The organism is Rhodococcus sp. ACS1 (genome assembly GCF_002300155.1).
Classification (GTDB): Bacteria; Actinomycetota; Actinomycetes; order Mycobacteriales; family Mycobacteriaceae; genus Rhodococcus_F; species Rhodococcus_F koreensis.
The window spans coordinates 330,593-354,580 of record NZ_NSDZ01000012.1; the positions used below are offsets into that span (position 1 = coordinate 330,593).

Here is a 23,988-nt window from a genome sequence, read left to right on the forward strand (position 1 = left end):
TCATGGCAGACATCGAAGTCGACTATTGCGTCGTAGGAGCCGGATTCGCCGGACTGACGGCGGCGTTGCGTCTGAAACAGGCCGGGCACACGGTTGCACTGATGGAGGCCCGCGACCGGATCGGCGGGCGCACGTTCACCGAGACCCGCGACGACGGTTCGTGGATCGACCGCGGCGGCGCGTGGATCGGGCCGGGGCAGGACCGGATCTACGCCCTGATGGACGAATTCGGCGTCCCGAGTTACAAGCAGTACACCGACGGCGACGCCATGATGGTCGTCGACGGCAAGCAGTACCGGTACAAGGGCACGATTCCCCTGACGATGAGTCCCTGGGCCACGGCGAATCTCGGCGCCGTATTCTTCGAACTCGGCCAGATGTGCAAGACGATCCCGCTCGAGGCGCCGTGGGAGGCGAAGAAGGCCGCCAAGTGGGACGCGATCAGTCTCGCGAAATGGCTCGGCGACAACACGTTGTCCAAGCCTGCCCACGACCTTCTCGAGACCGCCGTCGCCGGTTGCTACACGTCCGCCGCATCCGAGGTGTCGATGCTGTTCGTGCTGTATCAGATGGCCTCCGGCGGCGGTCCCGGTTTCGTTCTCGGTGTGAAGGACGCGGCCGAGGATGCGCGGCCGGTCGGCGGGATGGGGGCCGTCTACCGTCCGATGGCAGCCGAGATCGGCGACGCGCTCCACCTGTCGCAACCCGTCCGGGACCTCGCCCAGGACGGCGACGGCGTGACCGTCCGCTCCGCGGACCTGGCCGTGCGGGCGCGGAGAGCGATCGTCGCGGTGCCTCTCGCCATCGCGAGCCAGATCCTCTACGAGCCCCTGCTCCCGATGGATCGGTCGTTCCTGCACCAGAGGATGCCGAGCGGCGCCGTCATGAAGATCGCCGTCGTCTACGACGAACCCTTCTGGCGCGCCGACGGATTGTCGGGGCAGTCGGCGGCCCCCGACTCCCCCGCGACGATCACCATCGACGCCTGCACCGACACCGGACGTCCCGGCGTTCTGTGCGTGATCGTCGAGGGACCGATCGCCCGCACGCTGGGGACGCTGCCGGAAGCGGATCGGAAGAAGGCGGTGCTCGGCGAGTTGACCGCGAGATTCGGAACCGCAGCGGCCTCCCCCGTCGACTACATCGAGCAGAACTGGAGCCTGGAGCGGTACTCCGGCGGCGGCATGCTCAGCCACGCACCGACGGGAGTGCTCACCCAGTTCGGCCACGCCCTCCGCGAGCCGTGCGGTCGCATCCACTGGGCGGGCACGGAGAGTTCGTCCGTGATGTGCGGCTGGGTCGACGGCGCCGTCCGCTCCGGTGAACGCGCAGCCCGCGAAGTCACCCAGCGCGACGGCGTGCTGTCACCCGCCCACGCTCAGTAGTAGACGGCGCCCGGCGCACCCCCACCGACCGCAACCGCGTCGCCGGTGATCCCGACGCTGCGCGGCGACGCCAGGAACGTGACGACGTCCGCGACCTCGCTCGCGTCGATCAACCGGTGGATCGAGTTGGTCGCCAGCCGCGACTCCAGTTCGGCAACGGGCACCCCTTCCGCCTCGGACTGCTCCGTCAGCCGGTCGACGAGTCGTTCCGTCCGCGTCAATCCGGGATGCACCACGGTGACGTTGACGCCGTGCGGTCCGAGTTCGTCGGCGAGGTTCTTCGTCAGCGCCGACACCCCGACGTTCCGGACGGTCTGCGCGATGGAGTTGGCCTGGCGTGCACCGAGCCCGCTGATGTTGATGATCCGTCCCCACCCCTGCTCGACGAGGTGCGGTGCCACCGCGCGGGCGGTCCGCAGATAGCCGAGCACCTTGATCTCGAGTTCGCCGCGGACCACGTCGTCGGTGGTGGACGCGAAGTCGCTCGGCTTGCCCGCACTCCACGGTGTGGCCGCCGCGTTCACGAGAATGTCGACGCCGCCGAGTTCGTCCACCGTTCGCTGCACGAGGGCGCGCACCGACTTGTCGTCGCCGGTGTCGGTGGGTACCCCGATGACCCTCCGGCCGGTCTCCTGCGACAGCGTCTTCGCCGCCAGTTCCAGCGCCTCGGCGCCCCTGGCCGCGAGCACCACGTCGACCCCCTCCGACGCGAGGCTGCGCGCGATCGCGAGACCGATTCCGCGGCTGCCGCCGGTGACGACGGCCCGTTTGCCGCTCAGACCGAGATCCATTGTGTTCTCCTCATCTCCGCTGTCCACCCCTCGATTCGAGGGTAGGACCGCGACGGCGGGGAGTCACGGATTCGGTTCAGCGTGAGGCCAATTGCGCTCTGCACCCGTGCGCCTTTCTGGTAGCAGTCACTACCAGAAAGGCGCACGGGCGGCGAAGCCGCCTACCGTTGGATCGACTTGATCTCGAGGAACTCCTCGAAGCCGAGGACGCCCGCCTCGCGACCGATGCCCGACTGCTTGTACCCGCCGAACGGGGCGTTGGTGTTGAACGCGCCGCCGTTCACCTCGACCTGGCCGGCGCGCAACTGCCGCGCGACCCGGTCGGCCCGCTCCTGGTCTCCGGACCACACGCCGGCGGCGAGCCCGTACTCCGTCGCGTTGGCGATCCGCACGGCGTCGTCCTCGTCCTGGTATCCGATGATGGACAGGACGGGACCGAAGATCTCCTCCTTGGCGATGGTCATGTCCTCGGTGACACCGGCGAACACGGTGGGGCCGACGAAGTAGCCGGAATCCTGGCCGGTCTCCCGGCCGTCGAGGACGGCGCGCGCGCCTTCCGCGATGCCCTGTTCGATGTAGCCGCGGACCCGCTTCAGCTGGTTCGAGTTCACCAGCGGCCCGAGCACCGACGTGGCGGCCGTCGGGTCGCCGACCGAGTAGTTCTGCGCGACCTTCGCCGCGATGGCGGAGGCCTCGTCCACCTTGTCCGCGGGGACCAGCATCCGGGTGAGCGCCGAACAGGTCTGGCCGGAGTTGAGGAAACACTTGGCCACGCCGTCGGTGACCGCCTTCGTCAGGTCGGCGTCGTCGAGGATGACGTTGGCGGACTTGCCGCCGAGTTCGAGTGCCACCTTCTTCACCGTCTCGGCCGCGACCACCGCGACCCTCTTGCCCGCCCGGGTGGAGCCGGTGAACGAGACCATGTCCACCTCGGGGTGGCCGGCGATCGCCTCGCCCACGACGGGCCCGAATCCGCTGACGAGGTTGAACACGCCTGCGGGCAGACCGATTTCGTCGAAGATGTCGGCGAGCGCGTAGGTGGCGAGCGGCGCGACCTCGGTCGGCTTGAGCACCACGGTGCAGCCCGCGGCCAGCGCACCGCCGACCTTCAGCACCACCTGGTGGAGTGGGAAGTTCCACGGGGTGATCGCACCGACGACCCCGATGGGTTCGCGCACGATCAGCGAGTTGCCCACCTCGTGGGCGTCGAAGTCGTAGGTGGCGGCCAGTTCGGCGAACGCGGCGAGGTTCGCGAGGGGCATCCCGATCTGGATGGGCTTCGCGAATCCCAGCGGCATGCCCATGTCGCGGGACACCAGGGCGGTGAAGTCGTCGAGGCGCTCCTTGATCAGGGCGGCCGCCTTCCGGAGGTACTCGCCGCGTTCCGTGCCGCTGAGCGCGGACCATGCGGGGAAGGCGGCTCGTGCGGCAGTCGCGGCGCGATCGACGTCGTCGGGGGTGCCCTCGGCGACCACCGCGATGACGTCCTCCGTGGCCGGGTTGACCACGTCGATCCGGCCCGTCCCCTGCGAATCGACCCAGGATCCGTCGATGTAGATCTTGGTCCGGTCCAGAACTTCGCTCATCGATCTGCCTCCAGTGAAAGTGTCGCGGAAACCTTGCGCCCGCAGCCTACGACCGGAGCCCGCCTGTTCGGGGCGAATGCGATCTCCCCGAACCACCCACCGGGACGCCGCCGATCGCGGACCATCGACGTACGCCGCACAGTCAGCAGGAGGAGCGATCAGATGCGCACCCAGTCACCGGCACGCACCCTTCTCGGAGTACTCGGTATCGCCGCCGCACTCACCGCCTCGGCATGTGGCTCGACGGACGAGTCGGGGACCGCCGAACCCTCGCCCGGCGGCCTCACCTCGACGACTTCGGAGGCGGCCACCACGACCACCACCACCACGTCCGCTCCGACCGAGACGACCGCACCGCATCCCGACCGCTGCCTGATCGGCGAACTGCAGGTGACGCTCGGCCAGCCCAGCGGGGCCGCCGGATCGCAGGAGATCCCGCTCGTCTTCACCAACACCGGCACCCGCGACTGCATCCTCCACGGATACCCCGGGGTGTCCTACGTCGCGGCCCCGGACGGCCCGCAGGTGGGTGCGGCGGCCGAGAGGGACGGCGGAACGGAGACTCCCGTGACGGTGGCTCCGGGCGCGCGGGCCACCGCGGCGGTGCGTGCGACGGTGGTGCAGAACTATCCCGCCGACACGTGTGGCCCCACGCCGGTCGCGGGTTTCCGGGTGTATCCGCCGAACGACACCGGTTCGGTGTTCCTCCCCTACCCCACCACCGGCTGTTCGCAGACCGGCGTGAAGCAGCTGTCGGTGCAGCCCGTCACGGGGTGACCTTGTTCACCCGCACCGGGTGAATCGGCTCACCCCGGGCCCGACCTACGGTCGGGATAGACGTGGTCGCGCAGGAGGAGGGCGGAGGCATGTTCGAGATCATCCGCGAAGTGCATTCCGAGGTTCGGCACCGCCGCGGCCCGCGGCATCACCATCATCTCCTCACTCGGCCGGAGCGCCGGTGGCGGATCATGAGACACCTCCTGATGTGATCCTCGGGGGCGGGAATCCCTCCCACCAGGACTGTTCCTTGCCTTCGCTCACCATCGGCGCGGATGGGTACTATCCGACGTCGTGACTGACAGCAGGCTGGAATCGGCGAATGTGTCCAGAGACGACTCGGACGAGTCGCCGATCGGGACCCCGCCGCAGTCGTCTCCTCTCGGTCAGTCGGTTCGCTCCGCCCGTCCCCTCGCCATCGTCGCGTCCCTCTTCGGTGTACTGCTCACCTTGTCGCTCCCGTTCCTTCCGGTCGAGGAGGACAGCGCCACCCTCACCTGGCCGCAGAACGGCAGCACCGGAAGCGTCGAGGCACCGCTCGTCTCCTACGCGCCACTGAGCCTCGACGTGCGAATCCCCTGTTCGACGGTCGGCGAACTCGCCGACCGCGGCGGGCTGCTGACCTCCACCGCCCCCGCGGGTGCCCCCGACGCCGGGCGGTACGGACTGGTCGCCAGGGTGAATCCGGCGACCGCGGACGGTCCCGCCGGCGTCGAGGTGGTGCTGCGGAACCAGGTCCTGCTGTCGTCGCCGTTGGACGGGCTACCCGCCGATTGCACGCTCGTGGTGTCCTCGGATTCGACGCGGACCACCGCCGGTTTCGTGACGGCGGGCCAGGACGCCCCGACCGTCGTCGACGGCGACCTCCGCCCGCAGATGGTGGGCATCTTCAGCGACCTCGACGGGCCGGTGCCCGACGGACTGCAGGTGACCGCGCAGATCGACAGCCGGTTCTCGTCGACGCCGTCGACGATCAAATTCGTCGCCATGGTGGTGGGTGCGCTGGCCACGATTCTGGCCCTGGTGGCACTGCACCGGCTCGACAACGTGGACGGTCGCCGGGCACGACGATTCCTGCCCACCCGCTGGTGGTCGTTCGGGGCCGTCGACGCCGTCGTTATCGGCACGCTGGTGCTGTGGCATTTCATCGGCGCCTCCACCTCCGACGACGGCTACCAGTTCAACATGGCCCGCACGTCCGAGGCCGCGGGCTACATGGCCAACTACTTCCGCTGGTACGGCGTCCCCGAGGCGCCGTTCGGGTCCCCCTATTACGACGTCCTCGCGGTGCTGGCGAACATCACACCGGCCAGCCCGTTCGTGCGCCTGCCCGCGCTGCTCGCCGGCATCGTCGCGTGGCTGGTGATCAGCCGTGAGGTGGCACCGCGACTCGGCGCCGCCGTCCGGGGCAACCGGCTCGCACTGTGGACGGGCGGGCTGGTGTTCCTCGCGTTCTGGCTCCCCTACAACAACGGTCTGCGGCCCGAACCGATCGTCGCGGTGGGCGTGCTGCTCACGTGGTGTTCGGTGGAACGCGCCGTCGCGACCCGTCGGCTGCTGCCCGCCGCGGTGGCGATCCTGGTCGGCGCGGCCACGCTGACCGCGGGACCGTCCGGGTTGATCTGCTTCGGCGCCCTCGTCGCCGGCGCCCGGCCGATCCTGCAGATCGTGATCGCGCGGGCCAAGACCGTGGGCTATCTGGCACTGCTCGCGCCGCTCGTCGCGTCGGGAACCGTGATCCTGGTGGCGGTGTTCGCCGACCAGACCCTCGCCGCCGTCATGGAGATGCAGCACGTGCATGCCATCGGCCCAACGTCCCCTGGTTCGACGAGTACCTCCGCTACCAGTACCTGTTGAACATCTCCGTCGACGGTTCGCTGTCGCGCCGGTTCGGTGTGTTCGTGATGGTGCTGTCCCTGGCGGTGACGGTGCTGGTGATGCTGCGCAAGGGTGGCCGGATTCCCGGGACCGCGGCCGGACCGTCGCGGCGGCTCATCGGCATCACGCTCGCCGCGATGGGCCTGATGATGTTCACGCCCACCAAGTGGACGCACCACTTCGGTATCTACGCGGGACTCGCCGGGTCGCTCGCCGTCCTGGCGTCGGTGGCGGTGAGCGCCTCCGTGGTGCGCTCGCCACGCAACCGCGCCCTGTTCGCGGCCGCCGTGCTGTTCCTGCTGGCGATGTGTTTCACCAGCACCAACGGGTGGTGGTACGTGTCCAGTTACAGCGTCCCGTGGTGGGACAAGCCGGTGTCGATCGCCGGACTCGGTGCGGGCACGATCCTGCTCGGCGCCACCCTGGTGATGCTGCTGATCGCGGCGTGGTGCTACTTCCGCGAGCCCTACACGCGCAACGACTCCGTGCGCAAGCGCCGCGTGTGGGCGCTCCCGCCGTTGACGGTGGCGGCCGCCGCGATGGTGCTGTTCGAGGTGCTGTCGATGGCGAAGGGCGCGGTTGCGCAGTACCCGGCGTTCTCCCTCGCACGCTCCAATGTCGACGCCGTCACCGGCGCACCGTGCGGCCTCGCCAACGACGTCCTGCTCGAAACCGATCCCAACGCGTCACTGCTGCAACCGCTGTCCGGTGACGCGGCGACCGCCCTCGCGGGCACCGGCAGCGTCGGCTTCACCCCGAACGGTGTCGCCGGAGACCTGAGCGCCGACGAGGAATCGTCGGATGCGGGTGTCGCCAACTCCGTCAAGACCGACAACACCGAGCAGACGGCGTCGAGCAACGCCGCGGGCACCGGCGGCGGCGCCGGCGCGGTGGGTGTCAACGGCAGTGCCGTGGCATTGCCGTTCGGACTGGACCCCGCGAGCAGCCCGGTCCTCGGCAGTGACGGCAGCGACGGCGACGCGTCGCTGACCACCGGCTGGTACCGGCTGCCCGGTGCCGAACCGGATACCGGTGCCGGTGACCTCGTCTCCATCGCCGCGGCGGGTCGCATCCGCTCCGTCGACGCGGACGGCGTCGTCACCTACGGCCAGAACCTCGAGGTGGAGTACGGCACCGCGCAGCAGGACGGCACGGTCGCGGTCGCAGGACGGGTGACGCCGATCGACATCGGTCCGGCGCCGTCGTGGCGCAATCTGCGGGTTCCGCTCGATTCATTGCCGGCCGATACGGATGTCATCCGGCTAGTGGCGTCGGACACGGACAGCGATCCGCAGCAGTGGCTGGCGGTGACACCGCCGCGGGTTCCGCGGACGCAGACACTGAACGACGTGATCGGATCCGAATCGCCGGTCATGATCGACTGGGCTGTGGGCCTTGCGTTTCCGTGCCAGCGACCGTTCGATCACCGGGCCGGTGTCGCGGAGGCGCCCGAGTACCGGATCCTTCCGGACCGTCCCGGCGCGATCATGACCAGCCTGTGGCAGGACCGGTACGGCGGCGGCCCCCTCGGCTGGATCGAGATGACCCGGGCGAGCCGAACCATACCGTCGTATCTGAAGAACGACTGGGACCGCGACTGGGGCGGAGTGGAGCAGTACTCCCCCCTCGACGCGGGTGCGACGGCCGCGGAGATCGACACCACCCGGACTCAGCGTTCGGGACTGTGGAATCCGGCGCCGATCATCACCGCCTACTGAGCGTCGGTGACGCGCCCGCACCGGGCGCGTCACCGTTCACCTCAGAGTTCGAATTCGGCCGGCGCGATGCCGACGGCGAAACAGGCGTCCCGCACCACGTTTCGCTCGTTCTGGTCGAAGTTGCCGTCGGCGCCGCCGATGACGATGCCGATCTGGATGACGGCCCGAGCCTGATCCTGCTTGGTCTTCAGCTTCGCGATGGTGGCGGTGGCCTCGATCTTGCCGAACTCGAAATCGGACTGCAGCTTGCTGCAGTACCAGTCGAACTTCTGGCTCAGCTCGTCCGACGGGAACACACTGAGCGCCTCGTTGCTGGTGATCAGCCCCGCAGTCTTCTGCCGCTCGGACGGGTCGATGGTCCCGTCCGCCGCGGCGATGAGGGCGCACATGGCCATCGAGGCGTTGGCGAACTCCTTGTTCTGGAACTGCGCCGTCTTCGTCTTGAGCTGGCCGTTCATCTCGAACGCCTTTGCCTTCAGCTGATCCCAGAAAGCCATTGGACTCCTTCTTCGTGTGCCCACGCACGGTGCGTGTGGTGTCCAATTTGCCAGGTTTCGTGGGCGGACGTCGCCGCGGTCGGTCTACCAGCGCAGTCGCACGCGGCTAGCTCTGGGTCTGGCGGCGGACGATCTCGTTGATCCAGATCGGCGCGTACGGGGACGTGCAGTTGGGCGGGGTCGGGTAGTCCTTCAGGACTTCGAGGCGTTCGCCGATGCCGACCGCGCGGGCACGAAGCTCGGGGTGATGGATGCCGATGTTGGCGAGGCATTCGTTCATCGCCCACTGCAGGCGGTCCGGCGCATCCTTCATGTGCGCCTCGATCAGGTCGAGGAGTTCGGGCAGATCGAGGTCGCCGGAGTCCTTCGCCACGCGGTCGCTGGTCAGCGCCCACCCCGCGCTGGCGACGACAGGGTCGGCGTCGGCGAACCACGCGACGCGCAGTTCTTCGACGTGCGGGCTCTTCTTGACGACGTAGCTGACGAGCCAGCCGTGCACCTTGGGGACGCGTGCTTCGCGGAGCATGGCGTCCAACTCGGACGCGGAGTACGCCTTGGGGCGGCAGATCAGGATCGCAACGAGACGGGCCGCGGTGTCACCCGTCCCCCACAGCTCACCGGAGAGGTCGTGCTGGGTCTTCAGACTCTTCGCGACTGCGCGCAGCTTGGTGAGGTTGACACCGTGATCGTCGCCGTGGCGTTCGTTCACGGCGCGGATCTTCGGATCTTCCAGGGCCGCCAGTTCCGCCATCACGTCGCCGACACTGGCCTGCGGTACGGCACGAGTCGCCACAACGATCTCCTCTACTTCTCCGCCCGACATCGCGCCCAGCTTACGTCGACCGTCTTCCGTGACCTCTAAGGACGCAGCGACTGCAGGCCTGCAGTCGGCACGTGAATCCACCCCTCCCGCTCGGCGACGTCGCGGTCGCCACCTTCGGGTAGTGCCGTGCAGCCGAGGGCCGCGGCCCGCGCGATGACGGCGGCCAGCACGGCGTCGAGGGCGTCGTCCGATTCACGGCAGATCGTCTGGAATGCACCGAGTTCCATCCAATCCGCGGCAACGAGGAACGCGTCGACCAACTCTCCCAACGTCACCCGGTTCTGCACACTCTTGTACCCGCGTGACACCAGCCCCCAGGTGCGGAGCGCTGCCGCCGGATACGCCTCCACCACCCGCCCGTCGACGCGGCCGACGTCGACGCCCAGGTCGCCGAGTTCGGCGAGGATGCCGGCGCAGCGCAAAGCGACGTGTGCGATGAGGTCCGCCGACACGCTGAGCGGCGCTATTCCCGTCGCGGCCTGCACCACGAGGTCGGTGCGCCGCTTGGTCAGCGGACGACGTCCCTCGCGGTTCGCGAGACCGACGGTCGTGGGAAGCCGGCCGGCGTGGTGTTCGGACACCATCCGGACGAACGCGTCGGGCCAGCCGAACGGTGCGTCGATACCGGCCCTGTCGCACGCCAGGACAGCCTCGGCGATGGCATCGTTCCCGACTCCCAGCCTGATCGACTCGACGCGGGCCACGCCGTCGGACCAGTCGACAACGGCCAGGGCCGTCTTCTTCGGCTCGGCCGCCAGGTCGACTCCCACGGTGCGCACCGGACCAGGTTAGACCGCGGCCCGGGAATCGGTGCTGACCTGGCATTACGGTTACATTCGCGTTACTGCTCGCGGCGGTTTCCGCTCCGACCTGCTGAATCTGCGGAAGTGATGCAACGCGAGGCCGGCCTGGTGGTGCCCGGGCCCGTCTACCTGCTCCTGGCGCATCGCGGTCCCGGCCGCTCGGGCAGGGTTTCGCCGTTGTCCACCGCGGGATCGCGGCGGCCCTTTAGGGTCGGAGGACACCCGCGTTCACCGGAGCAGAGAGTAGTCGCAGATGTCCAGTTTCCCGGGCCTCACCCACGTCGCGATCACCGTGTCCGACCTGGCGGCCAGCACCGCCTGGTACACAGCATTGTTCGGTTCGGCACCCGTCCTGGACGAGGACGAGGAATCGGGCACGTTCCACCACACGGTGTTCGCCCTCGACGGGGGCATGCTCTTCGGCCTGCACACCCATCCCGACAGCGGCGCCCCGGCGAGGTTCGACGAACGGCAGGTCGGGCTCGACCACATCGCATTCCAGTGTTCCCCCGACGCACTGCCCGGGTGGGTGGAGCGACTCGACGCACTCGGAATCGAGCACGGGGGCATCAAGACGGCGCACTACGGGTCCGGAATCTCGTTCCGCGACCCCGACAACATTGCGCTGGAGTTCTTTGCGCCTCCGGCACCCGTGAGTACTTCTTAACGTCGGGCGGTTAATAAGTACTCACGGGTGGCGGAGCCGCAGGCGGCGTCGTGGAGGGTCAGGGCCAGCGCGAGGGCGCCGTCGACGGCGGCCCGGTCGGCGGCGGGTGCGGCGCTGGCCGCAGCGAACTCGGCCTGATGGTTGACGGCGGGTGCCGAGTCGATGCCGATGTAGGGGTGGATCGCGGGAATCACCTGCGAGACGTTGCCCATGTCGGTGGAGGCCCGGTTCATCAGCGAGTCCGGGCCGGTGCGGAACACCCTGCCCAGTCCCTGCGCGTGCCGGACGTACGACGTGAGCAGCGCTTCGTCGGTGCGGAACTCCGAGTACGGTTCGCTTTCCGGGGCGATCGTCAGTCCGCAGCCGGTGGCGACGGCGCCGGCCTCGAAGCAGCGGGCGACCCGGGGTTCGATGCGGGCCAGCTCGTCCAGGGTCTCGGCGCGTACGTACCAGCGGCCTTCGGTGCGCTGGGGAATGGCGTTGGGCGCTTCTCCCCCGCGGGTCATCATCCCGTGGACGCGGGTGTTCGGCGGAAGCTGCTGCCGGAGCAGCCCGATGGCGACCTGCGCGACGGTGAACGCGTCGGCCGCGTTGACGCCGCGCTCCGGGTACGCCGCCGCGTGTGCGGCCTTGCCGTCGTATCGGATGTGGCTGTGGGACACCGCGTACGGCTCGGCGCGGGCGACGTCGACGGGTCCGGGGTGGGCCATGACGGCGGCGTGGACGCCCTCGAACGCCCCGCGTTTCAGCATCTCGATCTTGCCGCCCCCGCCTTCCTCGGCGGGGGTGCCGAGCACCGACAGGGTGATGCCGAGGTCGTCGACGAGCGGCGCGAGGGCCAGCGCCGTCCCCACCGAGATGGCGGAGATGACGTTGTGCCCGCACGCGTGGCCGAGGCCGGGGAGCGCGTCGTATTCTGCGCAGACCGCGAGGTGCAGCGGCCCGGTGCCGACGTGCGCGCGGAACGCGGTGGGCAGCCCGACGTACTGCTGCTCCACCGCGAAGCCGGCGTCCGAGAGCACCCCGGCGACCCGGACGCACGAGCGTGCCTCCTCCCATGCGACCTCCGGGTGGGCGTGCAGGTCGTGTGACAGCGCCAAAATCCGGTCTTCGGCGCGCCTGGCCCCGTCGCGAATCGCGTTGTCGGCGTTCACAGGTCACCCGGCACGCCGTAGGACGGGGCGGCCGTGGGGTCGACGCCCCGCACCCGGTAGTCCCGCTTCTGCGGCTCCCACACCGTCCACAGCCGGCGCAGTTCGCCGACCGGGTCGTCGTGCCAGTCGACACGCAGATCGGTGACGGCCCACGGCACGTCCTCGACCACCTGCATTCCCGCGGAGTGCACGGGTCCGGCCTCGCCGCCCGCGGTGACCGCGGCGGTGAGACCGTCGAGCAACCGGCCCTCGAACGTCGGGGCCGTGCTCGACACGTAGCCGAACAGCAGCGACCGGATGACGCCTTCGTCGCGGAGCATGTTGCCTGCGACGGCGGCCCCGCCACCCTGCGCGCTGCTGTGGATGCCCAGCGTCCGCGCGCCCGAGTGCACCGCGGTGCCGCCGTCCGCATCCACGACGACGATCTGCCGGTATTCCGGGAACTTCTCTTGCGCGAGTATGGATTTCATCGCGACTTCCGCGTTATCGCCAGACGCGAGCGCGTCCAGGCCGATCGGTCCCAGCTGCGGATTGGTGACGTTCTGGGAGGCGACGACGCCGACGCCGGACCGCACGTGCAGGCAGCGCGACGCCACGGCGGGGCTGGAGGAGCACACGACCATCCCGAACGCGCCCCCGGGATCACGGGCGACGAGTGAGAACGTCATGAGCTGATCACTGCCGTCGCGTCGATCTCGACGAGCCATTCGGGCCGGGCCAGGGCGTCGACGACGATGCCGGTGGACACCGGATGCACACCCTTAAGCCAGCGCCCGACCACCCGGTAGACGGTCTCCCGGTACCGGACGTCGACCAGGTAGATGGTGACCTTGACGACGTCCTCGAGGCAGCTGCCCGATTCCTTCAGCAGCATCGCGATGTTCGCCATCGCCTTCTCGGCCTGGGCCTCGACGTCGCCGATTCCGACGGACTCCCTCGTGTCGAGGTCCTGGCCGATCTGCCCGCGCAGGTACACGACGCCGCCGGCGACGACGGCCTGGGCGAGATCGTTGTCGAGGTTCTGTTCCGGGTATGTCTCGCGGGTGTTGAACGGGCGGATGCGGGTGTGGGTGGTCATGCGGCATCTCCGTCGACGTTGTCGGACAGTCCCGCCGCGGCCTTGACGAGGCCGAGCGGCCCGTCGAAGTCGAAGTTGCGGTACACGGCGGCGAGCTGCGCGAAGGGCGGCGACTGGGCGAAGAGCTGGAACGTCAGCCGGTGTCCGGCGTAGTCGCTGTTGAGCAGGTCGCGGGCGAACGCGAGGAGCTTGCGACGGTCGTCGGCCACCCAGTTGTCGTTGATGGAGTAGAACTTCTCCAGCCACGGCGCGACGTCCGGGTCGGCGAACGTGGCGGCGTCCGGGGTGATGCAGATCTGGCCGCCGCACAGTTCGCGGGCGATGTGCATCATCGCGGGCAGCTGGCTGAGCGCCATCACCCGGCCGGTGTAGAGCAGGGACTGGTTGGGCATGAGCAGGCCGCCGGGGCTGGGCTCGGCCAGCGAGATCGCGGCGGTGAGGTGGGCGTTGATCGTCTCCCGGTAGCAGGCGAGCTGGGCGAGCTTCTCCTGCACGGCCTGCTGCTTCTCGAGCCCGCTCTGCTTGACGTTCCACAGCGCCGATCCGATCATGAGGTCGGCGAGGTGCAGGGTGCGCTGCACGAACGGGAAGGCGCTGTAGCGGTGCAGGGTGGAGCGGATGAATGTCGCGGCCCGGGTGTGCCGGTAGAACAGCACATCTTCCCAGGGAATCTCGACGTCGTCGAACACGACGAGGGACTCGACCTCGTCGACCCGGTTGGCGAGCGGGTAGTCGGCGGCGGTTGCGCGGCCGGCGAACCCGTTGCGGGAGATGTACTTCAGCCCCGGCGCACCCATGTCGAGCACGAATCCGACGGCGTAGTCGGACAGTTCGCTGTTGCCCCAGTTCGCGATGGTCGGCTTGGTGAATGCCTGGTTGGAATACGCGGCGGCGGTCTCGTACTTGGCGCCGCGCACGACGATGCCGTTGTCGGTCTCCTTCACGACGTGCAGCAGCATGTCGGGGTCCTGATCCTGCGGGGCCTTGGACCGGTCGCCCTTGGGGTCGGTGTTCGCCGACACGTGGAACGGATCCTCTCGAATCGACCGCTCGAGATGGCGGCGGATGTTCTCCGAGAAGCGCGGGTCCACCTCGTTGAGGACGTCCTGCCCGTCGAACAGCGACCACATCTCGCCGATGGTCTCGTCGCCGACGCGGGTGACCACTCCCCGGGTGTCGTCGAGCACCAGGTCGACGGCGGCGCGCTTGTCGAGCCAGTCCTGCTGGGTGCGGGGCAGCTTGTTGGCGACGGCGTTGCGTTCACCGGAGTCGGGGTCGACGTAGGTCATCGCGTCCTGCGTGGCCTCCGCGTGCGCGAGGTCGTAGATGCGGGCCCGGACGTCGACGATCGGCTTGAACATGGGATGGTCGGCGACGTCCTTGACGCGTTCCCCGTCGACCCAGACCTCACGGCCGTCTCTGATGGACTCCCTGTATTCGTCACCGGTGCGGATCATTTCGTGCTCCTGGTCCTGGGCGCGGGGTGTGCGTCCGGGTAGTCGGGAAAGGTGGAAGGTTCGAATGCTGCGGGCTTGCTGTAGGTGCGGGACGCATAGACGAGCGGTTCCCCGGAGTGCGACTCCACGGCGGCGACACGCCCGATGTAGACGCGGTGGGTGCCGGCGTCGATGACCTCGTGGACGGCGCAGTCGAACGACGCGATCGCGTCGTGCACGCGGGGTGAACCGGATGCGGCCACGGTCCAGTGCCCGCAGGTGAAGTCCCACCGCTGCTTACCGGGCCACGGACGGCCCGCGAACGTGTCGGCGACGTGATCGTGCTGGGTGGCAAGCACATTGACGCAGAAGACGCCGTTCTCGGAGATCGCGTCGTTGACGGGGCTCCGTCCGTGGAGGCAGACCAGCACCAGCGCCGGGTCTGCCGACACGGAGCACATCGCGCTCACGGTCTGCGCGGCGCGCCCGCCGGGACCGTCGGTCGCGACGACGGTGACCCCGGTCGCGACGGCGCCCATGGCCGTGACGAAGTTCGCGGTCGAGTTGTCCGGCACCGGTGGGGCCACCGATGTTCGGGCCGTCGTTTCGACGGCTGAGTGAGGGTCGGCGATCGGCATGACGGGCTCCTTTCTGTGTGCGGTGAGCGAGGAGTTCGTGCCGTGGAACCAATCTTGAAGTCCACGGCGAAATCTGTACAACACAGATAAGTGGAGCACTGCATAATGAAAATCGATGCAGCGCGAACGGGTGACCCGCGGCGCCCGGACCAGCGATAATTCCTACATCAGCCGATGCGGACGGGGACGATCATGACGCCACTGCAGCGCTACATAGCCGAAGAGATCGCGATCGACCACGCCGACGGGCTGTTGACGCGCCGGGAGGCGCTGCGCAGGCTCGGACTCATCGGCCTCGGCGTGGCGGCGGCGACCTCCCTGCTCGCCGCGTGCTCGAGCGGCAGCGACGAGCAGTCGTCGACGTCGGCGCCGGTGACACCCGGTGGAGCGACACCCCCGCCACCCGGAACGGCCGACGCCGTGGGCACCGAGGCCGTGACGTTCGCAGGCCCGGACGGACGGGTCCTGCAGGGCGCCTGGGCCGAAGCGGCCACGCCTCGCGGAACGGTGCTCGTGATCCACGAGAACAAGGGCCTCACCGACCACATCCGTTCGGTGGCGGGCCGATTCGCCGGTGCCGGCTACTCGGCGCTCGCCATCGACCTGCTGTCGGAGGAGGGCGGGACCGCGACGTTCACCGACCAGGCCCAGGCCACCGCCGCGCTGGCCACTGTGCCGCCGGAACGCTTCGTCGCCGACATGAAGTCCGGGGTCGACGAACTCGGCCGCCGGGTACCGGACAAGAAGGCGGCGGCGGTCGGGTTCTGTTTCGGCGGTGGGATGGTGTGGCAACTCCTCGCATCCGGCGAACCGCGACTGGCCGCGGCCGTCCCCTTCTACGGTCCCCTACCCGAGGGCGCGGACTTCTCCGGGTCGAAGGCCGCGGTCCTCGCCATCTACGCGGAGCTGGACGCGAGGGTGAACGCATCCCGCGACGCCGCCGCCGCGGCACTCGCGAAGGCGGGGCTGCCGCACGAGATCGTCACCGTTCCGGGCGCCGATCACGCGTTCTTCAACGACACCGGGCCCCGGTACAACGCGACCGCGGCGGCGGAGGCCTACGAGCGCGTCCTCGCCTGGTTCGGCGAATACCTGGGGTGAGGCGGGCGCATCAGCAGCGCCGCCACGAGGAAGCAGACGGCGCCCACGAACGTGCCCAGGTCCGCGACCGTCGCGTTCTTCAACACGTCCGTGCCCGGGACGATGTACGCGCCGACCGCGGACACCCCGAACGCCACCGACCCGATCATGTTCAGCCAGGTGCTGCGCCAGTTGCGGGCGTGCGGATCCCACAGCTTGTCGGTTTCGGTGGTGGCCACCACCGCCAGACCGCTGGCGACCAGGAACGCCGTCGACCCGAAGAGGTCGGGCCGCCACCCCCACACCCGGTCCTGTTCGACGGTGAGCCCCTGGATCAGAGCGACCGCGGTACTCACGTTGAACAGGAGCGTGCCGACGAACTGGATCAGTGCGGCCCACCAGTCGTAGCGTTCCACGCGGTGCGATTCCGCCCCGGGTACCGGTCGGCCGCTGAGCGACAACTGGATGAATCCGGCGGCGGTGAAGAACAACGATCCGACGAAGTAGGTGATGTTGTCGAGTTCCGGGCCGACCGCGTCGCCGTACACCCGCGTGGCCGCGAGTCCGAACAGGACGGAGCCGATGACGAATCCCCAGGACTCCCGGCGCAGGCGCAGCACCCGGCGCGGCGAAGACGAGGTGCGGTCCTTCGACATCGTGACGTCCCCCTCACCCGTCGGCCCGGGTCCTCAGACTCTCCGAAGACCCGGGCCCGGTCAAGGCCGGGCGCGGAAATTCGGCTGCGAGTCCACGCGGGGTGTGCCAGTGTCGAACCATGACGAGCATCGGCGGAATCACGATCAGAACTGCGACCGAGCAGGACTGGCCGAAGATCGTCGTGCTCAACGAGATCTGCTTCGTGACACCGCAGACGGAGGAATTCACCGCCCACTGGAGGCAGCTCGTCAGCGGCGAACCACCGGTGATCGCGCTGGACGGGGACGAGGTCGTCGGCGCGACGATGGACATTCCCATGACCGTCACCGTTCCCGGCGGCGGCAGCGTCGCGGCGGCGGGCGTCACCGCGGTCACGGTCGCGCCCACCCATCGTCGGCGCGGCGTTCTCCGCGCGCTGTACACCGAACACCACGCACGGATCCGGGCGTCGGGCGTGCCGCTGTCGATTCTCACCGCCAGCGAGGGCAGCATCTACGGGCGGTTCGGGTACGGACCCGCGACCGTCGAGTCGACGGTGAGCATCGACCGCCGGTTCGCCGTCCCGCACCCGAAGGCGCCGGACCCCGGCGGTGTGCGGATGGTCCATCCCGCGGAGGCCCGGCCTGCATTCACGGACGTCTACCACCGCTGGCAGCAGGTGACGCCCGGTGCGCAGGTGCGGCCGGAGATCGTGTGGAACCGGATCTTCGCCGACCGCGAGAGCGAGCGCGGTGGCGGCACAGCCTTGTTCGGGCTGGTCCACGACGACGGCTACGTGCTGTACCGCCGCGCCTCCGGCGACAACGGATCATTCGCCCGGGTGGAGGAGATCCGCACGGTCACCGGCGACGCCCACGCTGCGCTGTGGCGGGCGATGCTCGGCCTCGACCTCGTGCGCCGCATCGAAGCAAACCTCACCCCCGAGGATCCGCTGCCCTATCTGCTCACCGACGGCCGGCTCGTGCGCACCGCCTCGCGTCACGACGAGTTGTGGGTGCGGATCATGGACGTCCCCGCCGCGCTGGAGGCCCGCACGTTCCGCGGCGACCTCGACGTCGTGGTCCAGGTCGACGACGGGTTCCTGGACGCCGGTGGCAAATTCGCCCTCACCGTCCGGGACGGCAAGGCCGTGTGTACACGGACCGACGCCGCACCGCAGGTGGTCCTCGACCTCGACGTGCTCGGCAGCCTGTACCTCGGGGCGCACCGGGCGCGGACCTTGGCGGCCGCGAACCGGCTGTGGGCCGCCGATGCCGACGTCCTCGACCGGTTCGAGCACGCGTTCGGCTCCGACCGCGACGCCCAGATGGGCTGGGGGTTCTAGCCCGCGGTCCGTGCCTGTTTCGCGAACACGGCCCGCGCCCGCTCGGCGACGGCCCGGGCCCTCGCCGTACTCCGGACCCCTTTGAGCCGGGCGAGGACGACGGGGAGTCCGGGAACGTCGTCGGCGATCGGCAGTGTCGCGACCCTCCCGCCGTCGTACGTCCGGCCCTCGGCGGGCCGCTGGTTCAGGATCGAGAAGCCGTGGCCGCGGGCGACGAGCCCACGCACCGTTTCGTAGCTCGCCGACCGGTAGCGGACCATCGGGGTGACCCCCGACCCCGACAGCATGGCGAGGAAGTAGTCGCGGCTGCTCGGCAGGTCCAGCAGCACCATCGGTTCGCCCTCGAGGTCGGCGAGCGCGATCGCGTCGTGGCCGGCCAGCCGGTGGTCCGGCGGCAGCACGACGTGCGGCCTGGCGACGCCCAGCGTCTCCGTCTCCATGTCTTCGCCCAGCGCGAGGTCGTAGGTGAGGGCCAGTTCCGCGGTGCCGTTCCGCAACGCCGCCCGCACCGCCTCCGCCTGGGTCTCGACGACCTCCACCTCCAGGTCGGGGTGCTGATCGCGCAGGTCCGAGATGAGCGTCGGGAGGATGAACGGGGTGAGGGTGACGAAACAGGCCAGGCGCACCGTTCCCCGGACGTTGTCCTCGTGGCCGCGCGCCGCGTCGAGGACCTCCCCGAGATGGGCGAGGACGCTGCGGGTGTCGCGGAGCATCTCCTCCCCCGCCGCCGTGAGAACGAGTCCGCGGGACCGTTGCCGGATGAACAGCTGGGTGCCGATCTGGTGCTCGAGTTGGGAGATCGCCGACGAGACCGCCGACTGCGCGACCATCAGTTCGTCGGCGGCCTTCGTCATGCTGGAGAAGTTCGCGGCCTCGACGAAATACCTGAGCTGGGTGAACGTCACGTCAGGTCGTCGTTGCATGCGCTCTCCTCGGGATCTGAGGCCACCAGGATCGCAGGTCTCCGACCGGGGAGCCACCCACGGCACCCGCTGTGGCCGCGACGCCGTCAGCGGACGTCGGCCTTCACGAGGCCGGGGTCCGGCTCCGACCCGGGGCCGTCCTCTCGCGCGGTGCGCGGGCCGGTCGCGGACCGCACCGACGCGCCCCGCACGTAGCCGACCGCGCCGAGGAGCGCGAGCACGGCCAGCGTCCCGAGGGTGAACAGTTCGAACGTCCCCTGGCTCACGCCCCAGATCTCCGCGAAGTCGTAGTCCAGGCCGAACACCGATTCCAGCGTGCCGGGGAACACCGCCACCCAGGAACCGAGCAGCACCCAGGCGAAGCAGAGGGAGCCGAGGACGCGGAAGCCGACGTTCCCGGTAGGCACCCGGAAGGGCCGCGCGACGTCCGGGAACCGCGTGCGCAGCCGGACCGCGGACGGGATGACGATCAGGTAGCTGAGCAGGAACGTCGAGATCGAGATCGTCAGCACCACCGCGAAGATGGAACCGCCGGACCCGGTGATCTGCATCGCCGCGATCATGAAGACGGTGGCGACGACTCCGGACAGGAAGTTGACGCGCACCGGCGTTCCGAGGCGGGGATGGAATCGGCCGAAGAACCCGCCGAAGAAGGCGCCGTCGGCCGCGGCCATCGCCTGCATGCGGTCGCTGATGATCATCCACGCCGCACCCTGGGTCATCAGGATCACGGCGAAGATCACCCCGGTCACGGTCAGCATGGCGGGTGCGGCGGGTCCGTACACGCTGTACACGGTCGCGACCGCCTCGAGGAGGCCGCCGACACCGGTGATGTCGTCCGCGGGCACCACCAGGAGGATCGCGAAGATCGGCAGCAGGTAGGACGCGGCGGCGATGCCGCAGGCGCGGGCGATCGAGATCGGGACGTCGCGGGCGGGGTTCTTCATCTCACCGGCGGCACTGTTCCCGGATTCGAAACCGAGGTAGGAGAACAGCAGCAGCGGCGTCACCCCGAGGAGCCCGGTGAGGGTGGGGCTGAAGTCGCCCGCCGAGATGCCGGCGAAACCGTTCTTCGCGGCATAGATCCCGGTGGTGACGAGGAAGAACAACAGGAAGACGATCTTCAGGAACGCGCCGACCGTCGGAATCCATTTGCCTCGTGCCAGGCTCACCACGGCCGCGAGCACCGTCAGCCAGATGAAGACGAGCTTGAACAGGTAGTCCGTCACCGACCCCTCCTCGAACGCGGTGACGTAGTGGTTCCAGGTCTCGGCGGCGATGAACGCCATCGACCCTCCGACCCACACCGGCTGCGTCACCCACGTCAGCAGCGACGCGAGGGCCGCGAGCGGCCGGCCGAACGCCCGCCGGACCCACACGTAGACGCCGCCCTCACCCGTGAACGTGCTGCCGATCTCGGCGAAGATCAGACCGTACGGCAGCAGGAAGAACACCGCGAGAACCAGTGCCCAGGTGAAGGTCTCCGCGCCGAACGTGGAGACCTGACCGAGAACCTCGACCGACACCACCGCCGCGACGATGAGGAAGACGATGTCGAAACGGCCGAGGGACTTCTTCAGGTGTCGTGTCTGTTCGTCCGCCAGGGCGGTCGGGGTGTTGTCGCTCATCGGTGCACCTCGTTGCTGGAGTCGATAGGAAAGTGCTTGCGCGCTAGCGCGTTTCGGCCGGCGCGGCGTCGGCCTTCGGCGGCAACATCGCAGTGATGCCGGTCACTACTCTCGTCCGCGCCCGGCAAATCTGTACAACACAAAGATCCGGGGTAGTGCATCAGTTCTGCAGATGCCAAGACTCGGGTGAATCCCTGCGGCTAGTCCGCGGTGAACTCGGCGATCGAGCACGACAGCACGGTGTCGAGGTAGCGGAGGACGCTGTTCCGCGCGGTCCACGGCTCGATGCGCCGGTTCCGCGCGATGATGTGCAGGCCGTAGGCGTCCTCGAGGCTCACCGCGGTGCGGGCGATCTCCTCGGTGGGCATCGACGGCGTGAACACGCCCTGGGACCGGCCGATCTCGAGCACCGTGCTGTACAGCGACACCTCCAGGTCGAACAGCGTCGACAGCAGCGCGGAGTGCGTCGCGTTGCGGCTCGCGTGGAGATGCAGTTCGTAGAGGACCGTGCACAGCGGATCGTCGGCGGCATCGGGGATGCCCAGCCGCACCGTGGTGCGCAGCCGCTCGACCGGATCGGCGAGATCCTGCACGGCGTCGTGCCTGCGCCGGTAGAACCGGTCGACCGCGTGCTCGTGCACCTCGACGAGCAGATCCTCGAGTGACGGGTAGTAGTAGCTGACCAGACCCGCCGACAGGCCCGCCTCCTCCGCGACGTCCTTGATGCGCAGCCCGGTCATGCCCCGCTTGGTGATCGCGGTGGTGGCCGCCGAGACCATCTCACTGCGCCGGACTCCCTGCCTCTTCGGACGTGCCATGACCACCATTATTGATGAACTTCATCAATAAACAAGTCGCGATCGGGGCGGTATTTCTCCCACCGAGCCTGGACTTTCACTACTCGATCGGCAATTATTTGAGACAGATCGCAAAGAATCGCCGTCTCGGCGACAGTGGAACGGCCGGCCAGCCGAGTGCGCAGGCCACCACAGCGAGCCCACTCTCCGTCTCCAGTCAGGAACCCACCGTGCGTGATCCGCGATACGACATCCTGTTCGAACCGGTCAAGATCGGACCGGTCACCGCCCGCAACCGGTTCTTCCAGGTCCCCCACTGCAACGGCATGGGCTACCGCGACCCCTCCGGCGAGGCCTACATGCGGCGAGTCAAGGCCGAGGGCGGCTGGGCGGTCGTCTGCACCGAGCAGGTCGAGATCCACCCCACCTCGGACATCGGCCCGTTCATCGAACTGCGCCTCTGGGACGATCAGGACCTGCCCGCCCTCACCAGGATCTCCGAGAAGATCCACGAAGGCGGTTCTCTCGCCGGCATCGAACTCGCCCACAACGGCCTGAACAGCCCCAACCTGATCAGCCGCGAAACCCCGCTCGGCCCGCAGAATCTGCCCGTCGTCTCCTGGAACTACGACCCCGTCCAGGCCAGGGAGATGACCAAGTCGGACATCGCCGACCTCCGGCACTGGCACAAGGAGGCGGTGCGCCGGTCGTTGAAGGCCGAATACGACATCGTCTACGTGTACGCCGGGCACGCGATCGGCGGCCTGCACCACTTCCTGTCCCGTCGCTACAACAACCGGACGGACGAGTACGGCGGCAGCCTCACCAACCGCGTGCGCCTGCTCCGCGAGATCCTCGAGGATTCCCGCGAGGTCGCCGACGGCAAGGCCGCGGTCGCGTGCCGCATCTCCGTCGACGAACTCCTCGGCGACGAGGGCATCACGCGCAGCGAGATCGAGGACGTGATCGGCCTGCTCGGCGAGACCCCGGACCTGTGGGACTTCGTGCTCGGCAGCTGGGAGGACGACTCCGTCACCTCGCGGTTCGGACCCGAGGCGGAGCAGGAACCGTACGTTCGGGGACTGAAGCAACTCACCACCAAACCCGTCGTCGGTGTCGGCCGTTTCACCTCGCCCGACACGATGCTGCACCAGGTCAAGAGCGGCATCCTCGACTTCATCGGGGCGGCCCGACCGTCGATCGCCGACCCGTACCTTCCCCGCAAGATCGAGGAGGGCAACCTCGAGGACATCCGCGAATGCATCGGCTGCAACATCTGCGTGTCCGGTGACTTCACGATGTCTCCGATCCGCTGCACCCAGAACCCGACGATGGGCGAGGAGTTCCGTCGCGGCTGGCACCCGGAGCGGATCAAGGTCCGGTCGAGCGAGTCGAACGTGCTCGTGGTCGGTGCGGGTCCCGCCGGCCTCGAGGCCGCGCGTGCCCTCGGGCAACGCGGTTACACCGTGAGCCTCGCCGAGGCCGGCAGGCAACTCGGTGGCCGGGTGACCCGGGAGTCGAAGCTGCCCGGACTGTCCGCCTGGATCCGGGTGGTGGACTACCGGCAGCAGCAACTCCGCAAGTTGTCCAACGTCGACGTGTTCATGGAGAGCGAGATGACCGCCGACGACGTCATCGACAACGACTTCCACCACGTGGTCGTCGCCACCGGTTCGAGTTGGCGCCGCGACGGCGTCGGCCGGTGGCACACCCACGCCGTTCCCGTCGACGACCACGCCGACGTCCTCACACCGGACGACGTGATGGCGGGGCTGCGACCGGCGGGCAACAAGGTGGTGCTCTTCGACGACGACCACTACTACCTCGGGGCGGTCGTCGCCGAACTCCTGGCGAAGGAGGGATTCGACGTCACCCTGATCACTCCGGCCGCGCACGTGTCGCAGTGGACGACGAACACCATGGAAGTGGTCCGGATACGCAAGCGAATCATCAAGGCCGGGGTCCACGTTCAGGTGAACCGCGCCGTCACCGCGATCACCCCCGAAGGTGTCCGCACGGTGTGCGCGTTCACCGGCGACGAACAGTTCTTCGACGCGGACGGCGTCGTCCTGGTCACCGCCCGGCTTCCGCACGACGGACTGTTCCACGACCTGCAGTCGCGCGAATCCGAGTGGGCCGCCGCCGACCTGCGCAGCGTCCGCGGCATCGGCGACGCCTGGGCGCCGTCCACCATCGCAGCGGCCGTCTGGTCCGGGCACCGGTACGCCGAGGAACTCGACGAACCGCCCGCGCCGGGCCCCGTCGCCTTCCGCCGGGAAGTCACCGGCCTGTCGATCGAACCCGTCAGCACACTGACGATCCCCCCGTTCGCCAACGCACAGAATTGA

At 68.9% G+C, this 23,988-nt stretch carries 21 protein-coding genes and 1 pseudogene; 7 read left to right on the forward strand and 15 right to left on the reverse strand.

Going from position 1 to position 23,988, the window contains the following annotated elements; genetic code table 11:
• The first annotated feature begins 2 nt into the window (after positions 1–2).
• Positions 3–1,385, forward strand: a complete 1,383-nt coding sequence (locus tag CJ179_RS46015) for an FAD-dependent oxidoreductase (protein ID WP_095865874.1) — start codon at positions 3–5, stop codon at positions 1,383–1,385.
• Here the strand turns inward: CJ179_RS46015 and CJ179_RS46020 are convergent.
• Both CJ179_RS46020 and CJ179_RS46025 read right to left on the reverse strand, forming a co-directional pair.
• The gene (locus CJ179_RS46020) at positions 1,379–2,176 is read right to left on the reverse strand and encodes an SDR family NAD(P)-dependent oxidoreductase (protein ID WP_072944092.1); all 798 of its coding nucleotides are present in this window, start codon (positions 2,174–2,176) and stop codon (positions 1,379–1,381) included. The two genes, CJ179_RS46015 and CJ179_RS46020, sit on opposite strands and share 7 nt — an antisense overlap.
• A gap of 161 nt (positions 2,177–2,337) precedes the next feature.
• A complete protein-coding gene (locus tag CJ179_RS46025) occupies positions 2,338–3,762 on the reverse strand; it encodes an aldehyde dehydrogenase family protein (RefSeq protein ID WP_072944090.1) in 1,425 nt (474 codons plus the stop codon).
• 162 nt (positions 3,763–3,924) lie between these two features.
• Between CJ179_RS46025 and CJ179_RS46030 the strand changes: the two genes are divergently transcribed.
• Positions 3,925–4,539, forward strand: a complete 615-nt coding sequence (locus tag CJ179_RS46030; protein ID WP_095865875.1) for a DUF4232 domain-containing protein — start codon at positions 3,925–3,927, stop codon at positions 4,537–4,539.
• 29 nt (positions 4,540–4,568) lie between these two features.
• Here CJ179_RS46030 and CJ179_RS51895 read toward each other — a convergent pair whose 3' ends face one another.
• The gene (locus tag CJ179_RS51895) at positions 4,569–4,739 is read right to left on the reverse strand and encodes a hypothetical protein (RefSeq protein ID WP_167372207.1); all 171 of its coding nucleotides are present in this window, start codon (positions 4,737–4,739) and stop codon (positions 4,569–4,571) included.
• A 124-nt stretch (positions 4,740–4,863) separates the two neighbouring features.
• Between CJ179_RS51895 and CJ179_RS46035 the strand changes: the two are divergent.
• Positions 4,864–8,135 (forward strand): annotated as a pseudogene (locus CJ179_RS46035) (arabinosyltransferase domain-containing protein).
• Positions 8,136–8,176: 41 nt separating this feature from the next.
• Here the strand turns inward: CJ179_RS46035 and CJ179_RS46040 are convergent.
• The 3 genes from CJ179_RS46040 to CJ179_RS46050 form a co-directional block, all read right to left on the reverse strand.
• Positions 8,177–8,632, reverse strand: coding sequence for a tellurite resistance TerB family protein (locus tag CJ179_RS46040; RefSeq protein WP_072944086.1), 456 nt, complete (start codon positions 8,630–8,632; stop codon positions 8,177–8,179).
• Between the two features lie 106 nt (positions 8,633–8,738).
• Positions 8,739–9,383, reverse strand: coding sequence for a DNA alkylation repair protein (locus CJ179_RS46045; protein WP_244163867.1), 645 nt, complete (start codon positions 9,381–9,383; stop codon positions 8,739–8,741).
• Between the two features lie 107 nt (positions 9,384–9,490).
• Positions 9,491–10,234, reverse strand: a complete 744-nt coding sequence (locus CJ179_RS46050; protein WP_095865876.1) for a DUF429 domain-containing protein — start codon at positions 10,232–10,234, stop codon at positions 9,491–9,493.
• Between the two features lie 277 nt (positions 10,235–10,511).
• On the opposite strand from CJ179_RS46050, the gene CJ179_RS46055 reads away from it, so the two are divergent.
• The gene (locus tag CJ179_RS46055; RefSeq protein ID WP_072944081.1) at positions 10,512–10,925 is read left to right on the forward strand and encodes a VOC family protein; all 414 of its coding nucleotides are present in this window, start codon (positions 10,512–10,514) and stop codon (positions 10,923–10,925) included.
• On the opposite strand, the gene CJ179_RS46060 is transcribed toward CJ179_RS46055, so the two are convergent.
• From CJ179_RS46060 to CJ179_RS46080, 5 genes are read right to left on the reverse strand one after another with little or no spacing between them, the layout of a single operon-like run.
• Positions 10,922–12,079: a M20 family metallopeptidase gene (locus CJ179_RS46060; RefSeq protein WP_095865877.1), complete on the reverse strand. Its 1,158-nt coding sequence runs from the start codon at positions 12,077–12,079 to the stop codon at positions 10,922–10,924. The genes CJ179_RS46055 and CJ179_RS46060 overlap by 4 nt on opposite strands.
• Complete coding sequence (locus tag CJ179_RS46065) at positions 12,076–12,747, reverse strand: DUF1028 domain-containing protein (protein WP_095865878.1); 672 nt, start codon at positions 12,745–12,747, stop codon at positions 12,076–12,078. Before CJ179_RS46065 ends, CJ179_RS46060 begins: the two co-directional genes overlap by 4 nt.
• On the reverse strand, positions 12,744–13,157 hold the full coding sequence (locus CJ179_RS46070) for a RidA family protein (protein ID WP_072944076.1): 414 nt from the start codon (positions 13,155–13,157) through the stop codon (positions 12,744–12,746). The genes CJ179_RS46065 and CJ179_RS46070 overlap by 4 nt, the downstream gene beginning before the upstream one ends.
• Positions 13,154–14,614 (reverse strand): 4-hydroxyphenylacetate 3-hydroxylase family protein, encoded by a 1,461-nt coding sequence (locus tag CJ179_RS46075; RefSeq protein ID WP_095865879.1) that lies wholly within the window; start codon positions 14,612–14,614, stop codon positions 13,154–13,156. Before CJ179_RS46075 ends, CJ179_RS46070 begins: the two co-directional genes overlap by 4 nt.
• A complete protein-coding gene (locus CJ179_RS46080) occupies positions 14,611–15,231 on the reverse strand; it encodes a flavin reductase family protein (RefSeq protein ID WP_072944074.1) in 621 nt (206 codons plus the stop codon). The genes CJ179_RS46075 and CJ179_RS46080 overlap by 4 nt, the downstream gene beginning before the upstream one ends.
• Positions 15,232–15,423: 192 nt before the next feature.
• Between CJ179_RS46080 and CJ179_RS46085 the strand changes: the two genes are divergently transcribed.
• Positions 15,424–16,332: a dienelactone hydrolase family protein gene (locus tag CJ179_RS46085; protein WP_095865934.1), complete on the forward strand. Its 909-nt coding sequence runs from the start codon at positions 15,424–15,426 to the stop codon at positions 16,330–16,332.
• On the opposite strand, the gene CJ179_RS46090 is transcribed toward CJ179_RS46085, so the two are convergent.
• Positions 16,290–16,967, reverse strand: a complete 678-nt coding sequence (locus tag CJ179_RS46090; RefSeq protein WP_072944070.1) for a hypothetical protein — start codon at positions 16,965–16,967, stop codon at positions 16,290–16,292. The genes CJ179_RS46085 and CJ179_RS46090 overlap by 43 nt on opposite strands.
• A gap of 119 nt (positions 16,968–17,086) precedes the next feature.
• Between CJ179_RS46090 and CJ179_RS46095 the strand changes: the two genes are divergently transcribed.
• Positions 17,087–18,292: an enhanced intracellular survival protein Eis gene (locus tag CJ179_RS46095; protein WP_095865880.1), complete on the forward strand. Its 1,206-nt coding sequence runs from the start codon at positions 17,087–17,089 to the stop codon at positions 18,290–18,292.
• Here CJ179_RS46095 and CJ179_RS46100 read toward each other — a convergent pair.
• The 3 genes from CJ179_RS46100 to CJ179_RS46110 all read right to left on the reverse strand — a co-directional run bounded on the left by CJ179_RS46100 (position 18,289) and on the right by CJ179_RS46110 (position 21,661).
• Entirely contained in the window at positions 18,289–19,215 is a 927-nt protein-coding gene (locus tag CJ179_RS46100; RefSeq protein ID WP_072944066.1) for a LysR family transcriptional regulator, read from the reverse strand. The genes CJ179_RS46095 and CJ179_RS46100 overlap by 4 nt on opposite strands.
• Positions 19,216–19,301: 86 nt before the next feature.
• Positions 19,302–20,843, reverse strand: a complete 1,542-nt coding sequence (locus CJ179_RS46105) for an APC family permease (protein WP_072944065.1) — start codon at positions 20,841–20,843, stop codon at positions 19,302–19,304.
• A 200-nt stretch (positions 20,844–21,043) separates the two neighbouring features.
• Positions 21,044–21,661 carry a TetR/AcrR family transcriptional regulator gene (locus tag CJ179_RS46110; RefSeq protein ID WP_072944279.1) on the reverse strand — a complete coding sequence of 206 codons (618 nt, stop codon included), beginning with the start codon at positions 21,659–21,661 and terminating at the stop codon, positions 21,044–21,046.
• Positions 21,662–21,870: 209 nt separating this feature from the next.
• Between CJ179_RS46110 and CJ179_RS46115 the strand changes: the two genes are divergently transcribed.
• Positions 21,871–23,988: an FAD-dependent oxidoreductase gene (locus CJ179_RS46115; protein ID WP_095865935.1), complete on the forward strand. Its 2,118-nt coding sequence runs from the start codon at positions 21,871–21,873 to the stop codon at positions 23,986–23,988.